At 49.5% G+C, this 15,577-nt stretch carries 10 protein-coding genes; all 10 read left to right on the top strand.

Annotation, left to right across the window (positions count from 1 at the left end; translation table 11 throughout):
* The first annotated feature begins 1 nt into the window (after nucleotide 1).
* The 10 genes from DXD78_RS17440 to DXD78_RS17485 all read left to right on the top strand — a co-directional run bounded on the left by DXD78_RS17440 (nucleotide 2) and on the right by DXD78_RS17485 (nucleotide 15,460).
* Nucleotides 2–817: a DUF3823 domain-containing protein gene (locus DXD78_RS17440; RefSeq protein WP_005829701.1), complete on the top strand. Its 816-nt coding sequence runs from the start codon at nucleotides 2–4 to the stop codon at nucleotides 815–817.
* 121 nt (nucleotides 818–938) lie between these two features.
* A complete protein-coding gene (locus tag DXD78_RS17445; RefSeq protein ID WP_009037839.1) occupies nucleotides 939–3,119 on the top strand; it encodes a hypothetical protein in 2,181 nt (726 codons plus the stop codon).
* Nucleotides 3,120–3,178: 59 nt separating this feature from the next.
* Nucleotides 3,179–5,674 (top strand): glutaminase domain-containing protein, encoded by a 2,496-nt coding sequence (locus tag DXD78_RS17450; protein WP_009037840.1) that lies wholly within the window; start codon nucleotides 3,179–3,181, stop codon nucleotides 5,672–5,674.
* Between the two features lie 17 nt (nucleotides 5,675–5,691).
* On the top strand, nucleotides 5,692–7,998 hold the full coding sequence (locus DXD78_RS17455; RefSeq protein ID WP_034525873.1) for a GH92 family glycosyl hydrolase: 2,307 nt from the start codon (nucleotides 5,692–5,694) through the stop codon (nucleotides 7,996–7,998).
* Between the two features lie 129 nt (nucleotides 7,999–8,127).
* Nucleotides 8,128–9,132: a glycoside hydrolase family 43 protein gene (locus DXD78_RS17460; RefSeq protein ID WP_117652907.1), complete on the top strand. Its 1,005-nt coding sequence runs from the start codon at nucleotides 8,128–8,130 to the stop codon at nucleotides 9,130–9,132.
* Nucleotides 9,133–9,167: 35 nt separating this feature from the next.
* A complete protein-coding gene (locus tag DXD78_RS17465; RefSeq protein ID WP_009037842.1) occupies nucleotides 9,168–10,652 on the top strand; it encodes a glycoside hydrolase family 125 protein in 1,485 nt (494 codons plus the stop codon).
* Nucleotides 10,653–10,660: 8 nt separating this feature from the next.
* Nucleotides 10,661–12,718, top strand: coding sequence for a beta-L-arabinofuranosidase domain-containing protein (locus DXD78_RS17470; RefSeq protein ID WP_009037843.1), 2,058 nt, complete (start codon nucleotides 10,661–10,663; stop codon nucleotides 12,716–12,718).
* Nucleotides 12,719–12,794: 76 nt separating this feature from the next.
* Entirely contained in the window at nucleotides 12,795–13,883 is a 1,089-nt protein-coding gene (locus tag DXD78_RS17475; RefSeq protein ID WP_009037844.1) for an acyltransferase, read from the top strand.
* Nucleotides 13,884–14,418: 535 nt separating this feature from the next.
* Nucleotides 14,419–14,640: a DUF6140 family protein gene (locus tag DXD78_RS17480; protein WP_005829718.1), complete on the top strand. Its 222-nt coding sequence runs from the start codon at nucleotides 14,419–14,421 to the stop codon at nucleotides 14,638–14,640.
* Between the two features lie 40 nt (nucleotides 14,641–14,680).
* Nucleotides 14,681–15,460, top strand: coding sequence for a hypothetical protein (locus DXD78_RS17485; RefSeq protein WP_005829720.1), 780 nt, complete (start codon nucleotides 14,681–14,683; stop codon nucleotides 15,458–15,460).
* The last annotated feature ends 117 nt before the right edge of the window (nucleotides 15,461–15,577 follow it).

Raw genomic sequence — 15,577 nt, forward strand, 5'->3', positions numbered from 1 at the left:
TATGAAAAAGACAATATTCTATAGCTTATTCAGCGCCCTGTTCATGTTAACCTCGTGTAGTATGTTCGAAATAGACAACTATGAGGAACCTTCCGAGACTATCTGGGGTGAGGTGGTAGATGAAGCGACCGGTAAGCGTGTATTGACCGACCAGGGCAGTGAGGGCATCCGTGTCCGCCTGACCGAATTGAGTTGGGGTGACAATGTGCAACACAACCCGGATTTTTACTGCATGATGGACGGTACATTCCAGAACACGAAAATCTTCAAGGGTGAGTATAATGTCCGTATCGACGGTCCGTTCATTCCGTTAGTACGTGAGAATACAGACGGTACCTTGCTTCACGACGGCTCTGTCAATACTGAAATCAGTGGCACGACGAAAGTGAAGTTCGAGGTGCAGCCCTTCCTGAACGTCGAGTTTGTGGGCAATCCGCAGGTGAGCAACGGTGTCATCAAGGCACAAGTACGCGTAACACGCGGCGTGTCGGATGAGGTCTTCCGTGAGAAAATCCAGCCGATGGGCAATTGGAAGGACGAATACTTGAACGTGACCGACATCCAATTCTTCGTCAGCTACTCAAACACAGTAGGCTACCGGGCACGCGACGAGCGTTGGTCGAGCAGCATCAACTATGAAGGCAAGAGTTTCGAGGGCTTATTGGGGAAGGAAGTTACCATCCAGTCGAACGGTAACGTACCTTCGGGCCGCAAAGTGTTTGTACGCGCTGCCGCACGTATTAACTACGACACACCCGTAGGTAGCGGTACACGCCGTTGGAACTACAGCGAGCCGATGGAAGTGCTTATTCCGTAGCCTGATGACATACAGCCGGGACTGTGCCACTATAGTGGCACGGTCTTGCCTGTATATAGGCAATCTTTTGCCACTATAATGGCAAGAGTAATGATTAATACCATAAAAACGAGAAACCAATATGAAGCAAAAACATTTTTTGATAAGTTTGGCTGTCTTGGCAACAGGCATCTCCGTAGGTGCCCAAACCAAGGATAATGTCAAGACCACTTTTCAAACCTCACGCGAGTGGAAGCCTTCCATCGACAACAGGGCCGATGCGGTGATGGTGTATGGAGTAGGGGGAAATCCCTCGGACAAGTCACGCAAGCTGTCTTTCGAGGACCGGGTAAAGTCCTGGAAAGAGCGTGGATATATCATACACTTTATGACCGGTATTGCCTGGGGTGAATATCAGGACTATTTCACCGGACAATGGGACGGGAAATGGCATTTGGACGAAGGGCAGGTCACGCAGGCCGGAGACACGATATGGCACGGTCACATGGTGCCCTATATCGTACCATCGGAGAATTTTTTAAGTTATCTGAAAGAGAGACATGTGAAGAGAGTAATCGACGCCGGCGTGGATGCCATCTTCATGGAGGAACCGGAATTCTGGGCAAGAGCCGGTTACAGTGAGTCCTTTAAGAAAGAATGGAAAAAATACTATGGCTTCGACTGGAGACCGCAACATGAATCTCCGGAAAACACTTACTTGTCGAGCAAACTCAAGTATTACTTGTACTATCGTGCACTGAATGAAGTCTTCACCTTTGCCAAGGAATATGGTAAAAGCAAAGGGATGGACGTGAAGTGCTACGTTCCCACCCACTCGTTGGTGAACTATTCGCAATGGCAGATTGTCAGTCCGGAAGCAAGTCTTGCTTCACTTCCTTGTGTAGACGGTTACATCGCTCAGGTATGGACCGGAACTTCGCGCGAGCCGAATTTCTTTGACGGTCGCAAACGTGAGCGTGTGTTCGAGACTGCCTATCTGGAGTATGGTTCCATGGAGTCGATGACTGCTCCCACCGGTCGTAAGATGTTCTTTCTGACAGATCCTATTGAAGACTGGCCGCGTGACTGGGCAGACTATAAGAAGAATTATCAGGCCACCTTTACGGCGCAATTGCTCTATCCCAACATAGCCGATTACGAAGTGATGCCTTGGCCGGAACGTATCTACGAAGGGCTATACCGTACAAGTGCCAATAGCGACAAGAAAGAACGCATTCCCCGTTTCTATTCCACACAGATGCAAGTGATGATTAACGCCCTGAACCGTATGCCTCTGACCGATAATAAACTGACCGGAAGCGAAGGATTCAGCGTACTGATGGCAAATTCTTTGATGTTCCAGCGTTTCCCTACGCACAACGGATATGAAGACCCACAACTTGCCAACTTCTACGGTCAGGCGTTGCCTTTGCTCAAACGAGGTGTGCCCGTCAAGACCGTCCACATTGAGAACCTCGGCTATAAAGAAGCGCTGGCTGACACAAAAGTGTTGCTGATGACTTATGCAAACATGAAACCGCTTGAGTCCGAAGCGCACAGCCACATTGCCGATTGGGTGAAGAAGGGCGGAGTGCTGATTTACAGCGGGACGGACAACGACCCTTTTCAGAATGTAAGAGAATGGTGGAATACCAACGGGCATAACTATACTACTCCTTCCGCACATCTTTTTGAGCAGATGGGACTTCCTGCCAGACCGGAACAGGGAGAATACAGTTACGGTAAGGGAACCGTATGTATTGTCCGTACCGACCCTAAAGATTATGTCCTGCATGAAGGCGGTGACAAAGATTTTTTGTATCTTGCGGCCCGAATGTACGAGCAGAATGCGAAAGCGGGGAAGCTGGAGTTCAAAAATAACTTCTATCTGCAAAGGGGAGATTACGACTTGGCTGCTGTGCTTGAAGAAAGCGTGAGCGACGAGCCGTTTACTGTGGAAGGATGTTTGATTGACCTTTTCGACCCCAAATTACCGATCTACACTTCCAAGCGGATAAATCCGGGTGAGCAAGCCTTGTTGCTGAATGTAGAACGTGTAGCCGGTAAGAAGAAGCCGCAGGTTCTGGCTTCAGCAAGTCGCGAAGAACAGGAAGAACGCGGAAAAGGCCGGTACTCCTATGTGGCGAAAAGTCCTGCCGAGACTTCAAACGTATCGCGGGTGCTGCTGCCCCGTTGTCCTAAGAGTGTGACAGTCGACGGCAGAGAAGTATTCGATGCCAAGCGTTGGCATGCAGCAAGCCATACATATTTGATAGAGTTTGAGAATAATCCTGACGGAGTGTCGGTGAAGTTTTGCTGGTAATCTCAGGCCTTTTATTTTTTTAAGTGTAACAACATAAACAATTATTTCATATAAACAATATGAGAAAAAAGCTTTTATACACCTTGTTGGTATCATGCCTTTTTGCGTGCAGTGACAAGGATACGTCTTATGAAGTCGTCAAGAATGACTTGAGAGCTCCAGCCTACCCGCTTGTTACCATCGACCCTTATGCCAGTGCATGGTCCATGAGCGATAACCTTTATGACAGCCCCGTTCGCCATTGGACGGGTAAGGATTTCCCACTGATTGGCGTGGTGAAGGTAGACGGTGTTTCCTACCGTTTTATGGGAACCGAGGAATTGGAGATGAATGCCATCGTGCCCACCTCGCAGCAAGGCGATTGGACGGGCCGGTATACCACAGAGAAGCCTGCGGGCGATTGGACCTCTGCGGGTTACGACGATTCCAAATGGAAGTCAGACCGTGGTGCCTTTGGTACCAAGGAAAATGAGCCTACGGCAAAAACCCAGTGGGGAACCCGTAATATCTGGGTGCGCCGTATGGTAAATATTGACCGTGATTTGACCGGTATACCTGTCTATCTGGAATTCTCCAACGATGACGATGCCGTATTCTACATCAACGGAGTGAAAATACACGGCACAGGAACCACGTGCAACAAGAACAAAGTCGTGAAACTTCCCGATGAGGCTTTGGCGGTTTTGAAGCAGGGCGACAACATCATTGCCGCCGAATGTATCAATCCGGTTGGTAACGGCTTGCTCGACTTCGGCCTGCAGATTCCGAAACATCTGGAAACTGTGTTTGGCAATACAGCCGTGCAGACCTCTGCCGACGTGCAGCCCATGCAGACACACTACGCTTTTACCTGTGGTGATGTCGACCTGAAAGTCACCTTCACGGCACCTCTCTTTATGGAAGACCTGAAGCTGCTGAGCCGTCCCGTGAATTACCTTACTTATAGTGTTGCTGCCCGTGACGGCAGGGAACACGAAGTGGAGGTGTATTTTGAGGCTTCTCCGCGCTGGGCGCTCGACCAGCCTTACCAGCAATCTGCAAGCAAGGGATATGAAGCTGACGGGCTGCTCTACCTGAAGAGTGGAAGCAAGGAACAGAACATCCTGGCAAAGCAGGGCGATGACCTCCGCATTGACTGGGGATATTTCTACATGGTTGCCGGCAAGGAAAACACTGCATACAGTGTCGGCAACAGTACCGAACTGCGCAAGAACTTCGTGAACGGAACTTTGAACTCAGCTTCGCTCGAGGGAGAGGACAGCAATGGAAACATGGCTTTGGTGCGTAGCCATGGCAAAGTGAAGAATGTTACCGACAAGATAATGCTGGGCTATGACGACATCTATTCCATCCAGTACTTCGGTACAAACCTGCGTCCTTACTGGAACTCAAAAGGCGACCGTACCATCGAGGCTGAAATGCTGGCTGCCTACAATGAGTATGACAAATTGCTGGCACGTTGCTATGCTTTCGATAAGAAGTTGATGGAAGACGCTTCAGCAGCAGGCGGCAAGGAATATGCCGAACTCTGCGCGTTGGCCTACCGTCAGTCCATTGCCGCCCACAAACTGGTGGAAGCCCCCAACGGTGACCTGTTGTGGCTGTCGAAGGAAAACAACAGTAACGGCTGTATCAATACGGTGGACCTGACTTATCCCTCAGCTCCCCTCTATCTGATTTATAATCCGGAACTGGAGAAGGGCATGATGAACGGTATCTTCCATTATAGTGAAAGCGGCAAATGGACCAAGCCCTTCGCCGCCCATGATTTGGGTACCTATCCTCTTGCCAACGGCCAGGTCTACGGAGGCGATATGCCGGTGGAAGAGAGTGGAAACATGCTGATTCTTACAGCTGCCATTGCTGCCGTAGAAGGCAATGCCGACTATGCTGCCAAACATTGGGAAGTGCTCACCACTTGGACAGACTATCTGGTGGAAAAGGGACTTGACCCTGAAAACCAACTCTGTACCGATGACTTCGCCGGACACTTTGCGCATAACACCAATCTTTCCATCAAGGCAATTTTAGGAGTGGCCTCTTATGGCCGGTTGGCTGAAATGCTCGGCAAGAAGGATGTGGCCGAAGCCTATACAACGAAGGCACGCCAGATGGCTACCGAATGGGAGCGCATGGCCAACGACGGCGACCATTATCGCCTGACTTTCGACAAGCCGGGTACATGGAGCCAGAAGTACAACCTGGTTTGGGACAGACTGCTCGGACTGGACATCTTCGACAGCAAAATTGCAGAAATGGAGATACCTTATTATCTGGCCAAGCAGAATATCTATGGTCTGCCCCTCGACAATCGTGAGACTTACACCAAGACCGACTGGATTATGTGGACTGCCACTATGGCTCCCGACCAGGCTACTTTCCGTGAATTCATCGTCCCGGTGCATAAGTTCATGAACGAAACGATAGACCGCGTGCCGATGTCCGACTGGGTGTTTACCGACAAACCCAACTGGCGTGGCTTCAAGGCCCGCTCGGTAATAGGCGGATATTACATGAAGATGCTTGAAGGCAAGTTGATGCAAAATAAACAATGACAAAATTTACCAAACGAATGAAAAGACTCTTTGCATGGGGAACCGCCCTCCTTCTTGTTGGCGGTATGCAGGCGGCCTCGTTGCCGGTTGATGAGCCGATTACACCTGTGGATTACGTCAGCACCTTGGTTGGCACGCAGTCCAAGCATTCCCTTTCTACGGGTAATACTTATCCTGCCGTGGCTATGCCTTGGGGCATGAATTTCTGGACTCCACAGACCGGAACCATGGGTAACGGATGGGCCTACACCTATGATGCCGACAAGATTCGCGGCTTCAAGCAGACGCACCAGCCCAGCCCGTGGATTAACGACTACGGACAGTTTGCCATTATGCCCGTTACCGGAAAGGTGGCTTTCGACCAGGACGAGCGTGCCAGTTGGTTTTCTCACAAAGCCGAGACTGCCACTCCTTATTATTATAAGGTCTATCTTGCCGACCATGATGTGACGGCGGAGTTTGCTCCTACCGAGCGTGCCGCTGCTTTCCGTTTCACTTTCCCTGAAACGGAGGAAGCCTATGTGGTGGTAGATGCCATGGACAACGGCTCTTTTGTGAAAATCATTCCGGCTGAAAAGAAAATCATAGGCTACACTACCAAGAACAGCGGTGGCGTGCCAAGCAATTTCAAGAACTACTTTGTATTGCAGTTCGATAAGCCTTTTACTTATACTGCTGCCGTGAAGGACGGAAAGATTGATTCCCGTACCACCGAGGCAGGTGCCAATCATGCCGGTGGCATCATCGGTTTTCATACCCTCCGTGGCGAGCAGGTGAATGTACGTGTGGCTTCCTCATTCATCAGTCACGAGCAGGCTGAGTTGAACTTGAAGGAACTGGGTGGCCGGACGCTTGAAGAGGTGGCGAAAGCCGGGCGTGACGAATGGAACCGGGTGCTGGGCCGCATTGAAGTGCAGGATACCGACCTCGACCGTCTGCGTACTTTCTACTCTTGTTTCTACCGTTCGGTGCTTTTCCCGCGCAGTTTCTACGAGATAGATGCGCAAGGTCAGGTAATGCACTACAGCCCCTATAATGGTGAGGTGCTACCCGGCTATATGTTTACCGACACCGGTTTCTGGGACACTTTCCGTTGTCTCTTCCCCTTCCTCAACCTGATGTATCCATCCATGAATGCCAAGATGCAGGAAGGATTGGCCAACACTTACAAGGAGAGCGGTTTCCTGCCCGAATGGGCCAGTCCGGGACACCGTGGTTGCATGGTGGGCAACAATTCCGCCTCTGTGGTGGCGGATGCCTGGCTGAAAGGTCTGCGTGGCTACGACATCGAGACATTATGGAAAGCCGTGAAGAGCGGTACGGAGAATGTGCATCCCGAGGTTTCCTCTACCGGACGCCTGGGACATGAGTATTACAACAAGCTGGGTTATGTGCCCTATAATGTGGGTATCAACGAGAATGCAGCCCGTACGCTGGAGTATGCCTATGACGATTGGTGCATCTACCAGTTGGGACTTTCGCTCGGCAAGTCGAAGAAAGAACTGGCTCCTTTCGCCAAACGCGCGCTGAACTACCGGAATCTTTTCGACCCTGCCCACAAGCTGATGCGCGGCAAGAATGAGGACGGTACGTTCCAATCGCCGTTCAATCCCTTGAAGTGGGGTGATGCCTTTACCGAAGGAAACAGCTGGCATTATTCATGGTCGGTTTTCCACGATCCGCAAGGGCTCATTGATTTGATGGGGGGCAAGGATTCCTTCAACCGGATGATGGATTCCGTGTTTGTGCTGCCGCCTGTATTCGACGAAAGCTATTATGGCAGTGTCATCCACGAAATCCGGGAGATGCAGATCATGAACATGGGCAACTACGCTCACGGCAACCAGCCCATACAGCACATGATTTACCTCTATAACTATTCCTCCCAGCCGTGGAAGGCGCAGTACTGGCTGCGTGAGGTCATGGAGCGCATGTACAATGCCAATCCCGACGGCTATTGCGGTGATGAAGACAACGGCCAGACATCTGCCTGGTACGTATTTTCAGCTTTGGGATTCTATCCCGTCTGTCCGGGTACAGACCAGTATGTGCTGGGTGCTCCTCTCTTCCGTTCTGTGCGTCTGCACTTGGAAAATGGCAAGACTGTGACGATTGAAGCTCCTGAGAATAGTCGCGCCAACCGCTACGTGCAGAAACTCACAGTGGACGGCGTTGACTATACACGCAACTATCTGACGCACGGGCAACTGATGAACGGCTCCTCACTGCGTTTCACTATGGACAATGTGCCCAACAAACAGCGTGGGGCAGGAGAGGAGGACGCTCCTTACTCCTTCTCGAAAACGCTTAAAAAGAAGAAGTGATTTCAAAGCCAAAACCATAGCAATTAATGATGAGGGTGTGCCGAATGTCTGACGGAATGATAGCTGAAAAACGTTTTGGCACACCCTCTCTCTTTTACGATAAATCACTGTTCGAAAACCCTATTTACCATGAAACTTAAGAAACTTACTATTTACTGCTTGGCATTGTTTTGTGCCTCTTCTTCTCTTTATGCGCAATCCGGTGAAGAAGTTCAAAAGAAACGCAGCGGCAATCCGATTTTTCCCGGTTGGTATGCCGACCCTGAGGGGGTGGTGCTGGACGGGAAGTTCTGGATTTATCCTACATATTCCGCTCCTTATGATGAACAGACTTTTATGGATGCCTATTCTTCGCCCGACTTGGGGCATTGGACCAAGCATCCACGCGTGCTTTCAAAGGAAAACATCCCATGGCTGCGCCGTGCTTTGTGGGCACCGGCTGTCATCGAGGCCAATGGCCGCTATTATCTTTTCTTCGGAGGGAACGACATACAGAACAACTCTGAGATTGGCGGTATCGGGGTGGCTGTGGCAGACAATCCGGCAGGTCCTTTCAAAGATGCGCTGGGCAAGCCCTTGATTGATAAGATTGTGAATGGAGCACAACCCATCGACCAGTTTGTGTTCCGCGATGACGACGGCACTTACTATATGTACTATGGCGGATGGGGGCATTGCAACATCGTGAAACTGTCTCCCGATTTACTTGGTGTCGTTCCTTTTGATGATGGCACAGTCTATAAGGAAGTGACTCCTCAGGACTATGTAGAAGGGCCTTTCATGCTGAAACGTAACGGAAAGTATTACTTCATGTGGTCGGAAGGCGGTTGGGGAAGCCCCGACTACCGTGTGGCCTATGCCATTGCCGACTCTCCTTTCGGACCGTTCCATCGCGAGGGAATAATTCTTCAGCAGGATGCCGGTGTAGCTACCGGTGCCGGACATCATTCGGTGGTGCGTGGAAAAGGCAAGGACGAATGGTACATCATTTACCACCGTCGCCCGTTGGGAGAAACGGCTGCAAACAGCCGTGCCACCTGCATTGACCGGATGTACTTTGACAAAAAAGGAAAGATAAATCCGGTGCGCATGACTTTCGAGGGAGTGAACGCTACCCAAACCCCACTTGACTAATAGCAATTTTCAATTCAAATTTATATAGAAGAAATATGAGTCTTAATTCCAAAAAGATTTGTTTCAGTCTTGTTCTGGCTGCGGCTGCCGGGATGGTTCAGGCTGCCAATAGTAGCTGCCTTCTTGCCGATGCGGGTTTTGTGGCCGTGCAGGACAATACGGCATCTGCCGGAAACTATTCCTCTAACCGTCCTAAAGAGAAACAACGCCTTTTCCGTTCCACTGCCGTGGAGAAAGAGATTGCCCGTGTACAGAAACTTTTGAAGAACCGCAAGCTTTCCTGGATGTTTGCCAACTGTTTTCCCAATACGCTGGATACTACTGTGCACTTCCGCAAGGGCAGCGATGGAAAGCCTGATACTTTTGTATATACGGGTGACATCCATGCTATGTGGTTGCGTGACTCAGGGGCGCAGGTATGGCCATATGTGCAGCTTGCCAACAACGACCCGAAACTGAAAGAGATGCTGGCCGGTGTTATTCTGCGCCAGTTCAAGTGCATCAATATCGACCCGTATGCGAATGCCTACAACGACGGTGCGCTGCCCGATGGGCATTGGATGAGTGACCTTACTGACATGAAGCCCGAACTGCATGAACGCAAATGGGAAATCGACTCGCTTTGTTATCCCTTGCGGTTGGCTTATCACTACTGGCAGGTGACGGGTGACACTTCGGTTTTCGGTGCTGAATGGCTGGAAGCCATCCGCAACATTTATACTACTTTTTGTCAGCAGCAGCGCAAAGAGGGTGTCGGTCCCTACAAATTCCAACGCAAGACGGAGCGTGCGCTCGATACGCTGAACAATGACGGTCTGGGTGCTCCTGTCCGTCCGGTGGGACTCATCGTGTCCTGCTTCCGCCCGTCGGACGATGCCACAACGCTTCAGTTCCTTGTGCCTTCCAACTTCTTTGCCGTCACTTCTTTGCGCAAGGCTGCCGAGATTCTGGAAACAGTGAACAAGGAGACTGCCCTGGCTGCCGACTGCCGTGCCTTGGCCGATGAGGTGGAGATGGCTTTGAAACGCTATGCAACCTACAACCATCCTGAATTCGGTACCATCTATGCTTTCGAGGTTGATGGTTTCGGCAATCATCTGCTGATGGACGATGCCAATGTACCCAGCTTGCTTGCCATGCCCTATTTGGGAGATGTAGATGTCAATGACCCCATTTATCAGAATACCCGCCGTTTTGTGTGGAGCGACAGCAATCCCTATTTCTTCAGCGGCAAAGCCGGCGAGGGTATCGGCGGACCGCATATCGGCTATGACATGGTGTGGCCCATGAGCATTATGATGAAAGCCTTCACAAGCCGGGATGATGCCGAAATCAAAACTTGCATCAAGATGCTGATGGATACGGATGCAGGTACCGGCTTTATGCACGAATCGTTTCATAAGGATGATGCAACCAACTTCACCCGCCCCTGGTTTGCCTGGCAGAACACCCTTTTCGGTGAGCTGATATTGAAGTTGGTTAATGAGGGGAAGGTGGATTTATTGAATAGCATAGATTAAGATATAACATGAAGAACTTATATACATGGGTGGCTGCCCTCCTTTTCGTGGCATTGACAGTTTCGGTTACGGCTTGTACTTCTGCCTCTTCTGCCGGTACGGTGACGGTGGTGGACCGGCCGGATACACATGCTGTCAATGCCAATTATATGGGTTACCGTGCCCCGCTTCGTCCGTTGAACTTTATAAAATTGCCGGTAGGCAGCATCCGCCCCGAGGGTTGGGTAAGGAAATTTCTGGAGTTGCAGCGCGACGGCCTGACCGGACATTTAGGGGAAATCAGCGCTTGGTTGGAAAAGGATGACAATGCCTGGCTTACGACCGGCGGAGACCATGGTTGGGAGGAAGTTCCCTATTGGCTCAAAGGGTATAGCAGTTTGGCATATATTCTGAATGATCCGGAGATGATAGAAGAAACCAAATACTGGATTGAAGGCGTATTTGCCAGCTGCCAGCCGGACGGTTATTTCGGCCCGGTCAACGAACGCAATGGGAAGCGCGAACTTTGGGCACAGATGATCATGCTCTGGTGCCTGCAATCTTATTACGAGTATTCTCAGGACCGGCGTGTCATAGACCTGATGACAAACTACTTTAAATGGCAGATGACGGTCCCCGACGACCGGCTTCTGGAAGACTTTTGGGAGAACAGTCGTGGAGGTGATAATATCATCAGCATCTACTGGCTTTACAGCCATACGGGAGATGCTTTTTTGCTCGAATTGGCCGAAAAGATTCATCGCAACACTGCGGACTGGACTCAGTCGACCTCTTTGCCCAACTGGCACAACGTAAACATTGCCCAATGTTTCCGTGAGCCTGCCACTTATTATATGCAGACCGGTGATTCTGCCATGCTGAAAGCCTCTTATAATGTCCATCGGCTGATCCGTCGTACTTTCGGGCAGGTGCCCGGCGGCATGTTCGGGGCGGATGAGAATGCCCGTTTGGGATATATCGACCCTCGCCAGGGGGTGGAAACCTGCGGGCTGGTTGAGCAGATGGCTTCCGATGAAATTATGCTTCGCATGACGGGCGACCCCTTATGGGCCGAGCATTGCGAAGAAGTGGCATTTAACTCTTATCCGGTTGCCGTGATGCCGGACTTTAAAGCGCTGCGCTACATCACTTGCCCGAACCATGTCGTCAGTGATTCCAAGAATCATCATCCGGGCATCGACAACCGCGGACCGTTTCTTTCGATGAATCCTTTCAGCAGTCGTTGCTGCCAGCACAATCATGCACAAGGCTGGCCCTACTTTGCCGAACATCTGGTTTTGGCAACTCCCGACAATGGAGTGGCAACGGCTCTTTATGCAGCTTGCAAGGCTGTGGTGAAAGTAGCTGATGGAAAGGAAATCACTTTGCACGAAGAGACGAATTATCCTTTTGAGGAAGACATCCGCTTTTCTGTCTCTACCGGGGGGAAAGTCGTCTTCCCGTTCTATTTCCGGATTCCTTCATGGACTCAAAAGGCGAAAGTGCGCGTGAATGGTGAGGAAGTGGATGCGGCTCCCGTGGCAGGAAAGTATCTCTGCATCCATCGCGAGTGGTCGGATGGGGACCGCGTGGAATTGACGTTTCCGATGTCTTTGTCCATGCGCACCTGGCAGGTCAATAAAAACAGCGTAAGTGTGGATTACGGTCCTCTCACGCTCTCTCTTAAGATTGCTGAGAAATATGTGGAGAAGGACAGCCGCGAAACGGCCATCGGTGATCCTAAATGGCAGAAAGATGCTGACCCTCAAAAATGGCCCACTACTGAGATATATCCCGGCAGCGCGTGGAATTATTCGCTGGTGTTGGACAAGACAGAACCCTTGAAGCACTTCGAGGTAATCCGTAAATCATGGCCGGCTGACGACTACCCTTTTACGGTGGCCAATGTACCTTTGGAGGTGAAGGCTGTCGGCCGATTGGTTCCCGAATGGGAAATAGATGAAACCGGGTTGTGTGGTGTGTTGCCCGAAGAGGATGCGGCGAGAGGCGATAAAGAAGAAATCACACTCATCCCCATGGGAGCGGCGCGGTTAAGGATAACTGCGTTCCCGAATACAAAAGAATAAATTGATGAATGATGCGGACAGTAGTGAAGTGCTGATACCTTTAACTCCTTTGCATAAACAGAAAACTTGAAATAAAATGAAACGTATTGCTTTTTTGGATTATGTGCGCGTGTTTGCGTGCTTCTTGGTCATGCTGGTTCATGCCAGCGAGAATTATTATGGAGCTGTAGGTTATACGGACATGGTGGGACCGCAGGCTTTCCTTCAGAACGAGGCCGATAGGTTATGGGTATCTATTTACGATGGCTTCTCACGTATGTCTGTGCCTCTGTTTATGATTGTTTCGGCTTACCTGCTTGCGCCTATGAAGAAGGGACAAAGCTGTTGGGAGTTTTACCGCAAACGTTTCCTGCGCATCATGCCGCCGTTCATCTTTTTCATGGTGCTGTACAGCACGTTGCCCATGTTGTGGGGACAGATAGACGGCGAACAGTCTATGAACGACCTTTCACGCATCTGGCTGAACTTTCCTATGCTTGCCGGACACTTCTGGTTCATGTATCCGTTGATAGGCCTTTACCTGTTCATCCCGGTCATCTCACCGTGGCTGGAGAAGGTTTCGGCGAAAGAAGAACGTTTCTTCATCGGACTGTTCCTGGTTTCTACTTGCATACCTTTCCTCAACCGTTGGTTTGGTGAGGTGTGGGGACAGTGCTTCTGGAACGAATATCACATGCTATGGTATTTCTCGGGTTATTTGGGCTACCTTGTGCTGGCACATTATATCCGCGTGCATCTTACTTGGGGGCGTTCCTTGCGTCTGTGGGTCGGTTTCCTGCTTATGCTGGTCGGGGCGGTGGCTACCATATGGTCGTTCTATGTCCAGGCTGTTCCGGGAGTGGTTCATTCTACGCCGGTCATTGAGGTGGGATGGGCTTTCTGCACCCTTAATTGCGTGGCGTTGACGGCAGGCACGTTTCTGCTGTTCAGTTGCATCAGCATTCCGCAACCTCCGCGCTTCATTGCCGAAATGTCGAGACTCAGCTACGGCATGTTCCTTATGCACATATTCTGGCTTGGCTTGTGGGTGTCGGTGTTTAAGTCTACATTGGGATTGCCCACCGTGGCTGCCATTCCGGTTATAGCGGTATGTACGTTTATCAGTTGTTTCGTGGCAACCAAGCTCATCTCGTTGATACCGGGCAGTAAGTGGATTATCGGGTAGAGACGGTAATACTGTAAGATACAGCAGTGAGAATGGTAAGGCAACTTTTCATGCCGATACATAAATTTCTGTTTAGGAATTGTGGCGGAAGTGCCTTGCATTTAAGCGATGATATGCAACTGTTTGGCATATCCGGCAGCTACTTTTGCGGTAAAGTAAAAGTAGTCTGCATGGTATGTTGGGGATTACTGCTTGCATTTTGGAAAAGTTTTTATAGCTTTGTGTTGAATAAAAGATTTTTTGGAATGTAAACGATAATAATAGCCTTCGGGCAAGACATATTGCAAACTTGCGGACAATTGTTCGATTCGGTTAAATCTGGTAAATTAAACATGAAATCAAGAACAATAGGTCTAAGTTGGTTTGTACCCTCACGAAGGGCACAGGCTGCTTTTACTTATTTTGATTTCAAGGTTTACCAGAACCTAACCGGAGAAATAGGAAAAAGTGAGTGCTGTGTCCTTTTTCTTTTGTTATGACAGCCGGAAATGCCGAAAACCGAGAAGAGTAGGTGAATTTAGAGAACAATGTAATTATGTCAAGAGTATTTAAAGTAAAGCCCAAGAGACTTAAAAAAGTAAATGGTCTGGTATTGACACCGGAGATGGAAGTGATTGTTACGACTAAAATCAATATGTCGGATCCTTTCAGTAATTGTGCAAAAGAACTGAAGGAGGCTTATATGCGTCTCTACAGCTTCGATTATGAGAAAGCTTGTTGCAACAGAGGGGATTTTGATTTCGCGGCACTTGATTGACCGGTATATTTTTTTGTGCCAACCTTAAAAAGCTAAAGATATGAACTGTATTAACACAGATTACTTCAAGCCTTTTTTGCAGGCTTTTTGCGAGAAGACACAACCGTTGTATACTTGTGGGTATCCATGGGGACCATTTGTGCCCTATACGATGCCCCGATATAACGATGCCGATGTGAAAATATTCTATATGGGCAGGGATACTTATTATTGGGTGGAGCAAGAAGAACTTTTCGAAGCTTTTACGAATCATGTTTTGGAAGACTATCTGGGGAAAAACGCGGCATGTGTAGATGTTGAAAAAATGTTGGGATGGAAAAATAACGCCGGTTCCTTTTGGACAATGGTTGCCAAACTGCATCTACTGATACGCACGGGCAGATACACTGAAGACATAATGCAGATAAGTGCCGCAGACAAAGTGATACTCGAAGAGATTGGTTACGGAAACATCAATGCCATAGAGCAGCAGACCAGCTTATCGAAAGAAGGGTATTGGGAAGCGATAACTTCTTTGGACGGTTATTGTCAAATCCGGGAAGCCGGTCGCCCTTTTGAGAAATTGAAGTCGGTGATAGAAGCCTACCACCCGGATTTTATCTTCATTTTCAATTGGGAAGAACGTGACGATGTATTCGAGGGTATGGACTTTGAGTGGCAGAAAGTGTATTACAAGGACAAGCTACAGGCTGTATATACCTTGCCCGGCTACTCTACCAAGGTGATATGGACTTCCCATCCCCGGCGTTATTCCTATTTAGGAACCAACATCGAAGAGATGGCAGGGAGCTTGGCTGATACATTTGCCGCCATTCGCTGACCAAGATAGTGTGGATGGAATCAAAATCTTTTTCAGACATTGTAGGAACAGTTTTTTCAAACAGCATGTTTTTACAGCTTGTCTTATTGATGTCTGAAAAAGATGATGCAGATAAGG

Origin of the sequence: Bacteroides sp. D20, assembly GCF_003436255.1 — a bacterium.
Classification (GTDB): Bacteria; Bacteroidota; Bacteroidia; order Bacteroidales; family Bacteroidaceae; genus Bacteroides; species Bacteroides uniformis.